Origin of the sequence: Mycobacterium sp. 29Ha (genome assembly GCF_032883055.1) — a bacterium.
Classification (GTDB): domain Bacteria; phylum Actinomycetota; class Actinomycetes; order Mycobacteriales; family Mycobacteriaceae; genus Mycobacterium; species Mycobacterium gallinarum.
Genome location: NZ_JAMQTI010000003.1, coordinates 295019 through 309372, shown reverse-complemented (window position 1 = coordinate 309372; position 14354 = coordinate 295019). Strand labels below are relative to the sequence as shown.

The following is a 14354-nucleotide window of genomic DNA, read 5'->3' as shown; positions in this document are numbered from 1 at the left end:
GCGGCAACCCCGAAGGATCGCCGCCGCCAGTCATGTCGTTTCCGACGAAGCGGTCAATTAACCGCCGGATACAGCCGACGCCGGCTGTGCCTCAGTCGCACCCTCGGCCGGGGCTTCGCCGCCGACCGGTGTGCTCGGCTGCGGGGTGGCGCCCAGCACGCGCTGGATGTCCGGCTTCATCTGGTTGAGCTGCTGACCCCAGTACTCCCAGCTGTGAGTACCGGCCTCGGGGAAGTTGAACACGCCGTTCTTGCCGCCGGCGGCGATGTAGTTCTCCTGGAACGTCTTGTTCGTCCGCAACGTGAACTTCTCGAGGAACTCCGCGTTGAAGTTGTCGCCGGCCGCGACTCCGGTGCCATTGATGTCGGCGGGCTTGCCGTTACCGGCATAGACCCAAATGCGCGTGCCGTTGGCGACCAGCTGACCGATGTTGACCATCGGATCGTTGCGCTCCCACGCATTGTTCGGATCTTCGGTCTTGCCCCACATGTCGTCGGCGTCGTAACCGCCCGCGTCGCCCATCGACATGTTGACCAGCATCGGCCACCAACCTTCGGAAAGGTTCAGGAAGCCAGAAAGCGAAGCCGCGTACTGGAACTGCTGCGGGTAGTAGATCGCCAGCGTCATCGCGGCCGAACCGGCCATCGACAGACCGACTGCCGCATTGCGGTTCGGATTCACACCCTTGTTCGCGGCCAGGTAGGACGGCAGCTCCTGGGTGAGGAACGTCTCCCACTTGTAGGTGGAGCAACCCGCCTTACCGCAGGCCGGGCTGTACCAGTCGCTGTAGAAGCTGGACTGCCCGCCGACCGGCATGATCACCGCGAGGCCGGAATCGACGTACCACTCGAAGGCAGCAGTCTCGATGTCCCAGCCGTTGAAGTCGTCGCGGGCGCGAAGGCCGTCTAGCAAGTAGACGCCAGGAGCGTTCGGCCCACCGTTTTGAAACTGAACTTTGATGTCACGGCCCATCCCTGCGGACGGAACCATGAGGTACTCGACCGGCAGACCCGGACGAGAGAAAGCGCCCGCAGTCGCCGAGCCTCCGACGGCGCTGACGAGGGCGGGCAACACTGCTGCGGCCATCGCCACAGCCGCGAGCCGGCGCACCCACGCGCCACGGATCTTGCCAACGAACTTCATGCTTCATCTATCCCATCTGTCGTATGCCGCACGCGGAACTTGTCCGACGGACCCCGCCGCGTTGCTCGTGCAGTCAACCACAACTTGCTGTGGTACCTCTATTCGGCGTGTATCGTCCCTGGTCGCTCCTCAGCCTTTGAGGGTTGCGATCAGGTCTGGTTTCAGGGCTTGCAGCTGCGCTCCCCAGTACGGCCACGCGTGATTTCCCGCCGGCGGAAACTGGAAAGTCGCGTTGGTGCCCCCGGCCGCCACGTAGGCCTTTTGGAAGTCCAAATTGCTCTTGAGAGCCATTGATTCAAGACTGTTCGCGCTGAACGCCTGGTTCGGATCCGCGTTCACGTCCAGCGGGGTCGTGCCGCCGGGTGCGCAGTAAACCCACAGCCGCGTGCCATTGGCGACGATGCGAGAAACCTGTCTGATCGGGTCGTTGCGCTTCCACGCGTTGTCCCACGGCGCGCCCCACATGTTGTCGACGTTGTAGCCGCCCGCGTCGAGCATCGCGACACGGATCGCCTGCTGCATGAACAGGGCCGACGGGTTCAGGAAGCCGGAAAGCGATGCGGCGTAACGGAATTGCGCCGGGTGGTACGCGGACAGGATCAGTGCGGGCCCGCCCGACATCGACAACCCGACCACGCCGTTGCCGGTCGGGGAGATCTGTTTGTTGGCCGCCAGCCACGACGGAAGCTCACTGGTGAGAAAGGTTTCCCATTTATAGGTGAAGGGCTGACTGTTGAAGCTCGACGGCGAATACCAGTCGGTGTAAAAGCTGGACTGCCCGCCGACCGGCATCACGGTCGCGACACCGGAGTCCAAAAACCATTCAAAAGCCGGGGTTTCGATGTCCCAGCCGTTGTAGTCGTCGCGTGCACGCATGCCGTCGAGCAGATAGACGGCCTTCGAGGGACCGGTCGTCGGCGCGCCTGTCGCGGGCTGGAACTGCACGCGGATGTTGCGGCCCATCGCCGTCGAATACACGTCGAGGTACTCGACGGGCAGGCCCTCGCGAGAGAACGCGCCCGCGGGCGGTGTGACATTGGACACAACGGCGATCATCGGCATCGTCAGGACCGCGGCGCCCGCCGCGATCGCACGGCGAAGCCAGGTTCGCACAGGTCGTACCATCCTTCGTGAATCAAGCGCCAGTTCCCAACGCGCTTGTGTATCGCCGGAGTCGCCTATCGCGTTACCGCCGGCCGTCCGCGGCTATGGCCCGGTGGCGGGCATGCCGGTGTACGGGTCGCGAGTCGGCTCCGGCACCTCGAGCCCGCAGCGCTGCAGCTCGTAGAGCGGCACTCGGTCAATCCGATACTGCGTCAACGAATACGCATGCATCAGATTCGACAGGAACCGGCGCGGCCCCATCTCGCCCCTGATGGCGTTGAGCATCGCGTCGGTCGCCGGGCACTCCAACGCGGCCTCGGCCTGCGCGATCCAGTCCTCGTCGAGGTACGCCGGGATGAAGGGCCTGGTCTTGAGGAACGGACCCTCGGCCACCGCCCAGTCCGGGAACAGGTTCTTGTCGTGACCGATGCGGCCGTCTTCCAGACGCGCGGTGTGCGCGGCAAGCGGATTGGCAAGCCCGATCTGGTCGATCACCCGGACATCGAGTCCGACGTTCATGCCCAGCATGCCGAGATTGGTGAAAAACACTGTGTGCGGGCCGGTTCGATTCTTGACGTCCGGTGGTGCGTCCGGCGGCGGCGGGATGGCGGGCACGACATCCCACTGGTCGTAGTTGCCGGACGGCAGCAGCAGGGCACCGTCGGGCGTGTTGTCGATCGCGGTCATCACCGCACGCATGCGGGGATAATCGAGGTAGTCGGCTGCGGTCAGCGGATGCGCGTTGCCCGTGGCCTGGGCGTAGAACCGACGTTCGTCGACGATGCCGCTGTAGGTCACGCGGGTCGCGTCAGGTCCCATCCCGCTCGAATTGGCCACCCACAGCGACCAACCGGCGATCGACACCCACAGCAGGCTCGTGGCTCCGACGAACAAATAGCCTGCGCCACGGGCCATTCGGCGCCCATCAGGCAGCACCAACGGAATCACCGCGATGGGTGCGAGCAGACAGAACAACGGGGTCAACAGGACTCGACCGTGCATGAAATCGCCGCCCTGGCGGATCCAGTAGAGCGCCTGCAACAATCCGCTGACGAGCATGAAAGCCACCACGGCCTGCGGGCTCTGCACCGTCCGAGCCAGCCATCCCTGGCCGGGGGCGGTCGCATGACGAATACCCCACGGGCGGCCGCGCGTCACCATCACCACGGCCGCCAAGCCGATCAGCAAGATGGCGGGCGCCCACAGCAGGTAGGGACTGTTGAAGTTGGACAGGTACACGAAGCCCTGCGACCACTTGGAACCGGAGGCGTCCTTGGCCAGTGCGGTGCCGGGAAATATCAAGCCGTAGTAGCCCATTCGGAAGATCTCATACGCGACCGGTACCAGACCGCCCGCGAGGACGATCAGCCCTCGGCGTCGCCAATCGCGCGCGGCGATCAGCATCATCACCAGAGCCAGCCCGCCGATCAACGCCAACTCGGGCCGAATCAGCACGCTCATGCCTGCGACGAAAGCCAGTGCACCGTCGAAGAATCCGCTGACCGTGCGTGCGTCCGGCGCCGGTCCGACCGGCTGTCTGCGAATGGTCGGTGGGCCGCCGCGGAACACCGGCGCCGCATTCGCCGGACCGGGTGGGCGCAGCCCCTGCGACCAGCACACCATCATCCACCACAGCAGGCCGAGATATGCCAACACCAAACCGTTTTCCAGCCCCGAGGTGGCGAAGTCACGGGCCGGCGGAACAGCGATGTAGACCAGCGCACCCGCGGGCAGCATCAACGCGCGTCGACCTCGCAGGCTCGGCGCGTACAGCCGGGCGGTGCCCAGCATGGTGAACACGACACCCAACACACTGAGCGTCAACGCCAGGTACAGCGCCACGTACTCCAGCTGGACAGGCCCGCCGACCCACGCGGCGACATAGATCAGATAGGTCCACACCGTCGACGTGTTCGCCTCGACACGCTCGCCGGCGTTGAACACCGGACCGTTGCCCGCCAGAAGGTTTCGCACGGTCCGCAGAACGATGAGGCCGTCGTCGGCGATCCAGCGCCGCTGCCACGCACCCCAACCGAACAGAGCCGCGACGACGATCACGCTCGCCCACAGGCTGATTCGCACTGTGATGTCGTAGGGAAAGGCGGGCGCGCGCGACAAGCGATCGCCGAGACCGTCCATGAAGCGGCTCCGGCCGGCGACCGAGAAACTCACCTTGTCAACTGAGGAAGATGGCGGCACCGATGGTTCCGATCCACGCCAGGGCCAGCAGCTGCAGAACCCGGTCCTTCAACGCGATCTCCTCGGGCTCGCCGGCCATGCCCCCGTCGACGTCGACCGCGTACCGCAAAATCGCGATGACGAACGGGATCATCGACACCACGAACCAGGACGTGCCGCCGGTGTCGTCGCGCTCGAACGCCCACAGGCCGTAACACAACACCAGCGCCGTCGCCGACAACGTCCACACGAAGCGCAGGTATGAACTGGTGTAACTCTCCAGCGACTTGCGGATCTTGGCCCCGGTACGTTCGGCGAGCTGGAGTTCGGCGTAGCGCTTGCCCGCCGCCATGAACAGCGAGCCGAAAGCCATCATCAGCAGGAACCATTGCGACAGCGGCACATCCGCGGCGACACCACCGGCGATGGCACGGATCAAGAAGCCCGAGGAGACGATGCAGATGTCGATGACGGGCTGGTGCTTGAGGCCGAAGCAGTACGCCAGCTGAATGACGATGTAGATCGCGATCACCAGCGCCAGGTTCGGCGTCACCAGCCAGGAGATCGCCAGCGAGGCGACACCGAGCGCGACCGCCAGGGTGTAGGCCAACCACTCCGGAACGACGCCTGCGGCGATGGGGCGGAACCGCTTCGTCGGGTGCGCCCGATCGGCCTCGACGTCCCTCGCGTCGTTCACGAGGTACACGCACGACGCGGCGAGGCTGAAGACCACGAACGCCAACAGCACCTGAACCAGGACTTCGCGGTAGTCGTAGGCGTACCGCGCATCGCCCAGTGCGGCCACCGGTGCGGCGAACACCAGGACGTTCTTGACCCACTGCCGCGGCCGAAGTGCCTTGATGATCCCGGTGACGAGGTTGCGCGGTGGGCCCTTCTCGGGCACCGGCTCGTGATTCACCTGCGGGGTGCTCTCTGCACTGCTCTCGCTCGAGATGCTCATCAGACTCCTTCGGCCCGCTCTGTGACCATGGTGACCGCCTTCGCGACGGCCGCGCCGACCGCCACGCCGGTCAGCACGTCACTCGGGTAGTGCACACCGAGCACCAACCGCGACAACGCCATTGGCGGCACCAGGATCGCAGGCAAGGGCAGGCCGGTGGCCCGCCCCAACAGGATCGACGCCGCGGTGGTTGACGTCGCGTGCGCCGAAGGGAAACTCAGCCGGCTCGGGGTGCCCACGTTGACGGCGATCGCCGGGTGGTCGGGCCGTTCGCGCCGCACGACGCGCTTGATCACCACGGCGGCCGCGTGGGCTCCGAACGCGCCCACCCCGGCGGTCAGGAATGCTTTTCGCCGCGCGGGCCGCAGCAGCGCGCCGAGCGCCGCGACCGCGAGCCACCCGATGCTGTGCTCGCCGAAGTGCGACAGGGCACGCGCGCCCGTCAGCACGCCGGGGCGATCGGCGAGCGCAGACTGGACGGCGACCAACACGGCGTCCTCGCCGTGCGGGGCTTCAGCCATCGGCCGACGGGAGCAGGACGGTCTCCCATTTCTGCTTACTCGTGAGCACCGGCAGCGCATCGCGGTATACCCTGCGCATCCGATTGAACTTGCGGGCGAGCTCCGCCTGCCGTTTGAGCGATTCGCGAAGCAGCTCAGCGGCCTTCGCGCGATCGCGTTGCCGGTAGACAACACCGCGGCCGTCGGCGGTGGTGACGGTGACGCCGTCGACCTTGCACAGCGAGAACCACCGGGCGTCCTGGGTGGCGACGTTGACCTGCGGACGGCGGTGGTGCTCGGGGTCGTGCGCCTTGAGCTGGTGCAGCACCCCGCGGGTCAGCCGCCACGAGATCGACAACGGGTTGGTGGGGATCGCCACCTTCTTGCGCCATTTCTTGTCCGATGGAGTCGGCAGGGACGTCGCGCTCGGCAACACCACGGCGTCCGGGTACTTCTGGCGCATCGCGCGCACCTCGGGCAGCGCGGACTCGAGGATCGAGAAGATGTGCTCGGGTCCGGCCAGGAAGTCGTCCATCGCCTTGTTCTGAATGGCGACGGTCGAATACTCAAGGCACATCAGATGTTTGATGGTCGCCTTGAAGTGGCTGGCGATCAGCCCGCTGACATTGCCGTCCCAGTGCATGGCCGCGACGACGAGCCGGTTGCGCAGATGGAAGTACGCCTGCCAGTCGATGGCGTCGTCCTTGTCACTCCACGCCATGTGCCAGATCGCGGCGCCGGGCAGCGTGACGGTCGGATAGCCGTGCTCGCCGGCCCGCAGGCCGTAGTCGGCGTCATCCCACTTGATGAACAACGGCAGCGGCTGGCCGAGTTCCTCGGCGACCTGCCGCGGGATCATGCACATCCACCAGCCGTTGTAGTCGACGTCGATGCGGCGGTGCAGCAGTCGGCTGCGGTATTCCTCTTCGTCGCTCAGCGCGTACTTCGCGAAGTTGTGGTCGTACTCGGTGTTGACCGCGTTGGTCCACATGAAGTTCTCGGCATCGACCATCTCGCCCATCACGTGCAGATGGCTCGGCTCCTGCAGGTTGAGCATCTGGCCGCCGACCAGCGTCGGTGTCTTGGCGAACCGGTTCAGCGCGAGGGCCCGCAGGATCGAATCCGGCTCGACGCGGATGTCGTCGTCCATGAACAGGATCTGTTCGCAGTCGGTGTTCTTCAGCGCCTCGTACATCACCCGGCTGTAGCCGCCGGAGCCTCCGAGGTTGGGCTGGTTGTGCACCGAGAGCCGGTTGCCCAGTGCGGCGGCGGCCGCCTCGAACCCCGGGTGGTCCTTGACCTTGCTGGTGCCCTGGTCGGACACGATCACCGCGCTGATCACCTTGTCCACCAACGGATCCGACGTCAGCGCGGTCAGCGCGTTGACGCAGTCCACCGGGCGGTTGAAGGTCGGGATTCCCACTGCGACGTTGGCGCGTCCCGGTGCGACGTCCGGTGCGTACCAGCCCGCACCGTGCAGCGTGGAGTTCGTGTCGGTGGTGATGTCGAACCAGATCCACCCGCCGTCCTCGAACGGTGACAGGTCGATCTCGAACTCGACGACCGCCGGACTGCCGGAGTCACCGCTGGCGATCGGTTCACCGCCGACGGTGATCCTGGCGCCGGTCGCCTTGGAGCGGTAGACGTCGACGCGCCCGCTGCCGGTGAGCTCGACGCGCAACACCACCGACTCCAGCGTCGACCAGCGCCGCCAATAGCTGGCCGGGAAGGCGTTGAAGTACGTCGCGAAGGACACCTCGGATTCCGCGCCGATCTCCAGCGTGGTGCGCGTCTGCGCATGGGCGCGACGGGCGTTGGTGTCCGACTCGTCGAGGTAGAGCTTGCGGACGTCGAGCGGTTCACCGGGACGCGGCAGGATGACGCGCGCCAACAGGCTGACCGCCTTGGTGTCTCCGGCGTCTAGCGCGCCGGACGGGATGTCACTCATGCGCTACTGCTTTCTGTGCCAGGTTCGGCAAGCGGCGCGCCGTCACGCAGGTGCGGCGCGAGCGTGTTGTCATACATATTCAATGCGCTGGCGATCGCCATGTGCATGTCGAGGTACTGATAGGTGCCCAGGCGTCCGCCGAACAGCACCTTGGCCGAGGCCGTCTCGGCCTTGGCCCGCGCCCGGTAGGCCGCGAGCAGGGAGCGATCGGTCTCGGTGTTGATCGGGTAGTACGGCTCGTCGTCGTCATCGGCGAAGCGCGAAAACTCCCGCATGATCACGGTCTTGTCGTCCGGATACTTCCGCTCGGGATGGAAGTGCCGGAACTCGTGGATCCGGGTGTATGGCACGTCCAGGTCGTTGTAGTTCATGACGGGGGTGCCTTGGAAATCCCCGCAGTCGCTCAGTACCTCGAGTTCGAAATCGAGTGTGCGCCAACCCAGCCGGCCTTCCACATAGTCGAAGTACCGGTCCAGTGGGCCGGTATAGACAACCGGTGCGTCGGGGTTCGCGGCACGCAGTTCGTCGCGCACGTCGAACCAGTCGGTGTTCAGCCGCACCTCGATCCGGTCGTCGGCGGCCATGTTCTCCAGCCACGCGGTGTAGCCCTCGACAGGAAGGCCCTCGAAGGTGTCGTTGAAGTAGCGGTTGTCGAACGTGTAGCGCACCGGCAGCCGGGTGATGTTGGCCGCGGGCAGTTCCCTGGGGTCGGTCTGCCACTGCTTGGCGGTGTAGCCCTTCACGAAGGCCTCGTAGAGCGGGCGACCGATCAGCGAGATGGCCTTCTCTTCGAGGTTCTGCGCGTCGTCGGTCTCGATCTCGGCGGCCTGCTCGGAGATCAGCTGCCGTGCCTCATCCGGCGTGAAGTACTTGCCGAAGAACTGCGACACCAGACCCAACCCCATCGGGAACTGGTAGGCCTGCCCGTTGTGCATCGCGAAGACGCGGTGCTGATAGCCGGTGAAGTCGGTGAACTGGCGCACGTAGTCCCACACCCGTTGGTTCGAGGTGTGGAAAAGGTGCGCGCCGTACTTGTGGATCTCGATGCCGGTCTGCGGTTCGGCTTCCGAGTAGGCATTGCCGCCGATGTGCGGTCGGCGCTCGAGCACCAGGACACGCTTGTTCAGCTGCGATGCCACGCGCTCGGCGACCGTCAGGCCGAAGAATCCGGAACCGACGACAAGGAGATCGAAACGAGCTGTCATCGGCAGCAAGGGTATCCGACGGCCGCCGTGCGCCCGAATTGCGACAGAGTGCTCAGGTCAAGATTGGCTCACAATTCCGTATCGTCACTTCAGTCTCATTAGTCACACCAGTACCGTCGAACGCGTACGAACACATAGCCAGACGTAGTCCATATATTGAGGAGACTTCCGTGCCGAACCGACGTCGACGCAGGCTCTCGACAGCCATGAGCGCAGTCGCCGCCCTGGCAGTCGCGAGTCCAGCCGCTGTAGTCGCCGTATCCGAATTGTCCGCGAGCATCGATCCGCAGCCCCAGAAGCGCGAGTTCGTCCAGGCCGCGACGATCACCGACCTGCCCAACGAACTGATGTCGGCGCTGTCACAGGGTCTCTCGCAGTTCGGCATCAACCTGCCGCCCATGCCCACGGGTGTGCTGACGGGTACCGGCGCGAGCACGCCGACGACGCTGACCTCACCGGGCCTGACCTCGCCTGCGCTCACCACCCCCGGCCTCACCACGCCGGGCCTGACCTCGCCGGGCCTGACCACGCCAGGGCTGACCACGCCGGGGTTGACCACGCCGGGACTGACCACACCCGGTCTTGATGTCCCGAGCGCGACCGTCCCCGGTCTCACCGCGACCGGTCCGTCGTTGACCGATCCGGCGCTGGCCAACCCCGCACTGACAAGCCCGTCGCTGTCCAGCCCGGGTCTGACCAGTCCCACGGCTGACGCCGGCGGCCTGACCACGCCCGCCGCGTCGCTCACCGATCCGGCGCTGGCACCGCTCGCGACCAGCGCCCTGCCCGCCCCCGGCGAGGTGCCGATCTCGGCGCCGATCGGGCTGGATCCCGGCGCGGGCATGTACCCGATCCTGGGCGACCCGTCGCTGGCGACCATGCCGGCGAGCACCGGCGGCGGCAGCAGCGGCATCATCGGCGACCTGTCGAGCATGGCCAACCAGCTCGGCGCCGGTCAGGCGATCGACCTACTCAAGGGCATGGTGATGCCCGCGATCATGTCGGCGGTCAAGCCTGCGGGTGCCCCGGCAGTCGCAGGTGCGGCCCCCGCGGCCGCGGCTCCGGCCGCCCCGGCCGCAGCGGCAGGAGCCTCGACGGGCGCCGGCGCTTAAGACCTGTCACCGAACGGCACCGCAGAAGCCTTCCCCCGGGCTCTGCGGTGCCGTTGCGTGTGGATTCGGCGCCAGATTTGGTACCCGCCGGCGCGTGTCGAATCATTGGTAACAACTGACACATACGTAACATCAGTCCGTGCTGTATCGCCGCCCGCTGCCGTCGATGCTGTTCACCGCCGTTGCGGCGACGGCAGTCGTCCTTCCGATGGCGATCTACGGCATCCCCGGTGTCGGCGATGACGACCCGCAAGCCCGTGCCCCACAGCTCGCCCAGCAGCCGCTGACCGGTCTCGGCGGCGGGGAGACGATTCGCGAGATCCACCAGGCCACCCCCTTCTCACTGGTCGCGCTGACCGCGGAAAAGAAGGGCGACCTGGCCGGCACGTCGGCCCGGATCCGCGCCAAGAAGCCCGACGGCAGCTGGGGCCCCTGGTACGAGGCGGAAGCCATGGAGGGCCTCGGACCCGACACCCCGGCGCCGGGCGCCCCCGACGGCACCGAACCGGTCTTCGTCGGCCGCACGACGACAGTGCAGATCGCGGTCACCCGGCCTGCGCAGGCGCCGAAGCCGCCCAAGCCCGCCGACAATCGGCCCGAGCTGGGCTACGTGCCTGCCAACGTCGAGCAGCCGTTGCCCCAGAACATCAACGCGGTGCTGATCAGCCCACCGGAGGCGCCGGTGGATACGTTGCCGCGGCCCTCGGCGGTCACGGCGCCGGGATCGCCGCCACAGATCATCAACCGCGCGGGGTGGGGCGCCGACGAGGGAATGCGATGCGGAAACCCTGTGTACGACAGAGGGATCCGAGCCGGAATCGTCCACCACACCGCAGGCAGTAACGACTACGCGCCAGCGGATTCGGCCGGCATCATCCGGTCGATCTACGAGTACCACACCCGCACGCTGGGCTGGTGCGACATCGCCTACAACGCGATGGTCGACAAGTACGGCCAGGTCTTCGAAGGCCGCGCGGGCGGCATCGACAAGCCCGTCGAGGGCGCCCACACCGGTGGTTTCAACCGCGACACCTGGGGTGTGGCGATGCTGGGCAACTTCGACCAGGCGGCGCCGACACAGGTTCAGTTGGAGAACACGGGCCGACTGCTCGGATGGCGCCTCGGACTCGATCACCTCGACCCCAAGGGCACGGTGATACTCGCCTCTGCCGGCGGCTCGTTCTCCAAGTTCCCGTTCGGCGCCACCCCGAGGCTGCCCACGATCTTCACCCACCGCGATGTCGGCATCACCGAATGCCCGGGCAATGCTGCGTATGCCGCGATGGGCCAGATCCGGGACATCGCAGCACGATTCAACAGGCCCCCGGGTCCGGCCGATCTCGCGGACACGCTGCGCGGCGGTGCGATCTTCATGCGCTGGGAGTCGACGGGCGGCCCGAACGGTGCACTCGGCGCACCGCGGTCACCGGAGGCGTCGGGTGAGGGCCCGACGCGGTACGCGAACTTCGAGCGCGGCGCGATCTACTGGTCGCCGACCAGCGGAGCCGAACCGGTCACCGGCGAGATCTACAAGGCGTGGGGCTCACTCGGCTTCGAGCGCGGCGCCCTGGGCCTGCCGACGAGCGGCGAAATCCACGAGCCGCAGTGGATCGTGCAGAACTTCCAGCACGGCACGCTGAACTTCGACCGCCAGAACGGAACCGTCACCCGCGTCATCGACGGCGTACCCACCGAACTGCCCAAGGCCGATACCGCCAAGACTCCGATTCAGCTGGAGCGGTTCACGCCGCCCATCAGCCCCGCCTGAGTCACCACCACCAGCGCTCGAGCACCCGCGCCACCCCGTCGTCGGCGTTCGTCGCGGTGACCTCGTCGGCCGCCGCGAGGGCCTCCGGATGCGCGTTGCCCATCGCGACCCCGAGCCCGGCCCATGCCAGCATCGGCACATCGTTGGGCATATCACCGAAAGTGACCACCTCTTCGGCCGTGATGCCCAATGGTTCTGCCACCTCGGCGATTCCGGTCGCCTTGCTGATACCCAGCGGCATGATCTCGATCAGACCGTTGTTGGTCGAATAGGTGATATCGCCTTGCAGACCAACATGTTTCGCCAACTCCTCGGCCATGTCCGCACTGCGCACCCCCACCTTGCGGATCAGCAGCTTGATCGCGGGCGCACTCAGCAGGTCGTCGATCGACACCTCGGTGTTGTCGGGGTTCAGCCACGCGTGCTCGTAACCCGGCGAGCTGACGAACTGCGGGGTGGCGGCGTCGTGTGCACTGCGGCCCACCCGCTCGACGGCCAGGCCGGCGCCGGGAATGACTCGCGTCGCGATCTCGGCGAGCTCGCCGAGCAGGTCAGCGGACAGGGTGCGCGCCGATACGATGCGATCCGTCGACGGGTCATAGATCACCGCACCGTTGGCGCACACCGCCATCGGCGCAAAACCCAGGGCATCGACGACCGGTGAGATCCAGCGCGGCGGACGTCCCGTCGCGAGCACGAACTGGGTTCCTGAGTCCACGGCCGCCAGGACCGCGGCGCGAGTGCGGTCGGAGATGGCGTCGACGTCGTCATCGGTGAGCAGCGTGCCGTCCACATCGGAGGCAACCAGGCGGGGCAGGGTCACCGAGACTGCCGCTCAGCCTGCTTACGAGCGCGCTCGGCCAATTCGGCCTCGTCCAACGCCTTCGCTTCGGCCATCGTGGGAGCCGAGCCGCCCAGCCGCCGCGGCACCCAGTAGGCCCCGGGCGGGTGTTCGTAGGATTCCTGCACCTGGTGGAGGAGGTCGGTCATCGCGTTGCGCATCGCGGTGTCGGTCAGCTCGATCGTCTCCGCCGGTGGTATCGGCGTACCGACCTCGACGGTCATCGGAATCTTGGCGCGGCCCAGCTTGCGCGGATGGCCTTTCGTCCAGCGTCGCTGCGCACCCCAGACGATGAGCGGAACGATCGGTACCTGAGCCTCCACCGCCATGCGCGCAGCCCCGCTCTTGAAGTCCTTCAGCTCGAAGCTGCGGCTGATGGTGGCCTCCGGGTAGACGGCGACGAGCTCGCCGGCCCGCAGCTGCTCGACGGCGACCGCGTAAGCACCGGCGCCGGCCTTGCGGTCGACAGGGATGGTGCCCGAGTGCTTGATCAGGAAGTTGACGACCTTCACCTCCTGCATCTCCGACTTGATCATGAAGCGCAGCCGGCGCCGCACCTGGTAGGCGGACAGCGCGGCGGGCATCCAGTCGATATAGCTGGTGTGGTTGATGGCGACAACCGCACCGCCGTGCTTGGGGTAGTTCTCGAGTCCGCGGTAGGTGATGCGGCTCCCGGAAACCGCGACGCCCGCTGAGCAGGCGATCTCGAGCATGCGGAAAACCGGCTCCATCGCGCTACTCCGGCGCTCCCGTAGGGCCCCCCTGTGCGCGACGGGCCGCCTTCGCCTGCGTCTTCTGGACAGCCTCCTCGGCGTCCATCCGGTTCGCCTCGGCCAGCGTCGGCGCTCCGCCACCGAGGCGGTGCGGAACCCAGAACTCACCCGGTGGGTACGGCCCGTAGTCGTCCTGGACCCGTGCGAGCAGATGTTGCATCCGCGAATGCAGCAGCGCGGTCAGTTCGGCAGGCGGCAGCGTCGGATAGATCGGCTCCCCCACCGCCACGGCGATCGGCACCTTGGGACGTCGCATGTTCTTGGGGTGTCCCTTGGTCCAGATGCGCTGTGCGCCCCAGACGATGTGCGGGACGATCGGCACGTCGGCGGCGATCGCCATGCGCGCCGCGCCGGACTTGAACTCTTTGATCTCGAAGCTGCGGCTAATCGTGGCCTCCGGGTAGACGCCGACCAACTCGCCTTCCTTGAGCTTGCGGCACGCCTCGTCGAAGGACGCGGCGCCGCTGTCACGGTCCACCTCGATGTGGCGCAGGCTGCGCATGATCGGGCCGGTGATCTTGTTGTCGAAGACTTCCTTCTTCGCCATGAACCGCACCTTGCGGCCGCGCTTCTGCCGGTAGGCGGGCAGGCCGGCGAACGTGAAGTCCAGATAGCCGGTGTGGTTGATGGCGATGACCGCGCCGCCTTCGGCCGGCAGGTGCTCGACGCCGGTGACGGTGAACGTCAGACCCTGAAAGCGCCAGAGCATCCTGGCGAGTTGGATGACTGTTCCGTAAACCGGCTCCACATACGGCAGCCTAGTCGCGTAACGCGTCTCACCGAACCCGCGTATCTGCGGCACCCGTTTGCGTCCGGCTAGT

Annotated in this window: 12 protein-coding genes; 2 read left to right on the top strand and 10 right to left on the bottom strand. The window is 66.6% G+C overall.

The genetic code is table 11. The features are described 5' to 3' along the window. Positions 1–57: 57 nt before the first annotated feature. From M1248_RS06150 to glf, 7 genes are all read right to left on the bottom strand, one after another. On the bottom strand, positions 58–1143 hold the full coding sequence (locus M1248_RS06150) for an alpha/beta hydrolase family protein (RefSeq protein WP_317147834.1): 1086 nt from the start codon (positions 1141–1143) through the stop codon (positions 58–60). A 129-nt stretch (positions 1144–1272) separates the two neighbouring features. Next, the gene (locus M1248_RS06145; protein WP_174262135.1) at positions 1273–2268 is read right to left on the bottom strand and encodes an alpha/beta hydrolase; all 996 of its coding nucleotides are present in this window, start codon (positions 2266–2268) and stop codon (positions 1273–1275) included. Positions 2269–2349: 81 nt separating this feature from the next. After that, the gene (zomB, locus tag M1248_RS06140; RefSeq protein ID WP_317147863.1) at positions 2350–4386 is read right to left on the bottom strand and encodes a flagellar motor control protein ZomB; all 2037 of its coding nucleotides are present in this window, start codon (positions 4384–4386) and stop codon (positions 2350–2352) included. A gap of 37 nt (positions 4387–4423) precedes the next feature. Next, complete coding sequence (locus tag M1248_RS06135; RefSeq protein ID WP_410506624.1) at positions 4424–5386, bottom strand: decaprenyl-phosphate phosphoribosyltransferase; 963 nt, start codon at positions 5384–5386, stop codon at positions 4424–4426. After that, positions 5386–5907: a phosphatase PAP2 family protein gene (locus M1248_RS06130; protein ID WP_163733112.1), complete on the bottom strand. Its 522-nt coding sequence runs from the start codon at positions 5905–5907 to the stop codon at positions 5386–5388. Before M1248_RS06130 ends, M1248_RS06135 begins: the two co-directional genes overlap by 1 nt. Next, the gene (locus M1248_RS06125; RefSeq protein WP_317147833.1) at positions 5900–7834 is read right to left on the bottom strand and encodes a glycosyltransferase; all 1935 of its coding nucleotides are present in this window, start codon (positions 7832–7834) and stop codon (positions 5900–5902) included. The genes M1248_RS06130 and M1248_RS06125 overlap by 8 nt, the downstream gene beginning before the upstream one ends. Further along, positions 7831–9048: a UDP-galactopyranose mutase gene (gene glf, locus M1248_RS06120; protein ID WP_317147832.1), complete on the bottom strand. Its 1218-nt coding sequence runs from the start codon at positions 9046–9048 to the stop codon at positions 7831–7833. Before glf ends, M1248_RS06125 begins: the two co-directional genes overlap by 4 nt. Before the next feature lie 161 nt (positions 9049–9209). On the opposite strand from glf, the gene M1248_RS06115 reads away from it, so the two are divergent. Together M1248_RS06115 and M1248_RS06110 are read left to right on the top strand one after the other, a co-directional pair. Next, positions 9210–10151 (top strand): hypothetical protein, encoded by a 942-nt coding sequence (locus tag M1248_RS06115; RefSeq protein WP_163733103.1) that lies wholly within the window; start codon positions 9210–9212, stop codon positions 10149–10151. A gap of 166 nt (positions 10152–10317) precedes the next feature. Next, on the top strand, positions 10318–11919 hold the full coding sequence (locus M1248_RS06110; protein WP_410506630.1) for an N-acetylmuramoyl-L-alanine amidase: 1602 nt from the start codon (positions 10318–10320) through the stop codon (positions 11917–11919). A 1-nt stretch (position 11920) separates the two neighbouring features. Here the strand turns inward: M1248_RS06110 and M1248_RS06105 are convergent, their stop codons facing one another. Genes M1248_RS06105 through M1248_RS06095 form a run of 3 tightly spaced genes read right to left on the bottom strand, consistent with a single transcriptional unit; the run spans position 11921 to position 14281 of the window. After that, the gene (locus M1248_RS06105; RefSeq protein WP_163733097.1) at positions 11921–12742 is read right to left on the bottom strand and encodes an HAD family hydrolase; all 822 of its coding nucleotides are present in this window, start codon (positions 12740–12742) and stop codon (positions 11921–11923) included. Next, the gene (locus tag M1248_RS06100; RefSeq protein ID WP_317147830.1) at positions 12739–13491 is read right to left on the bottom strand and encodes a lysophospholipid acyltransferase family protein; all 753 of its coding nucleotides are present in this window, start codon (positions 13489–13491) and stop codon (positions 12739–12741) included. Before M1248_RS06100 ends, M1248_RS06105 begins: the two co-directional genes overlap by 4 nt. A 4-nt stretch (positions 13492–13495) precedes the next feature. Then, complete coding sequence (locus M1248_RS06095; RefSeq protein ID WP_317147829.1) at positions 13496–14281, bottom strand: 1-acyl-sn-glycerol-3-phosphate acyltransferase; 786 nt, start codon at positions 14279–14281, stop codon at positions 13496–13498. Between the last annotated feature and the right edge of the window lie 73 nt (positions 14282–14354).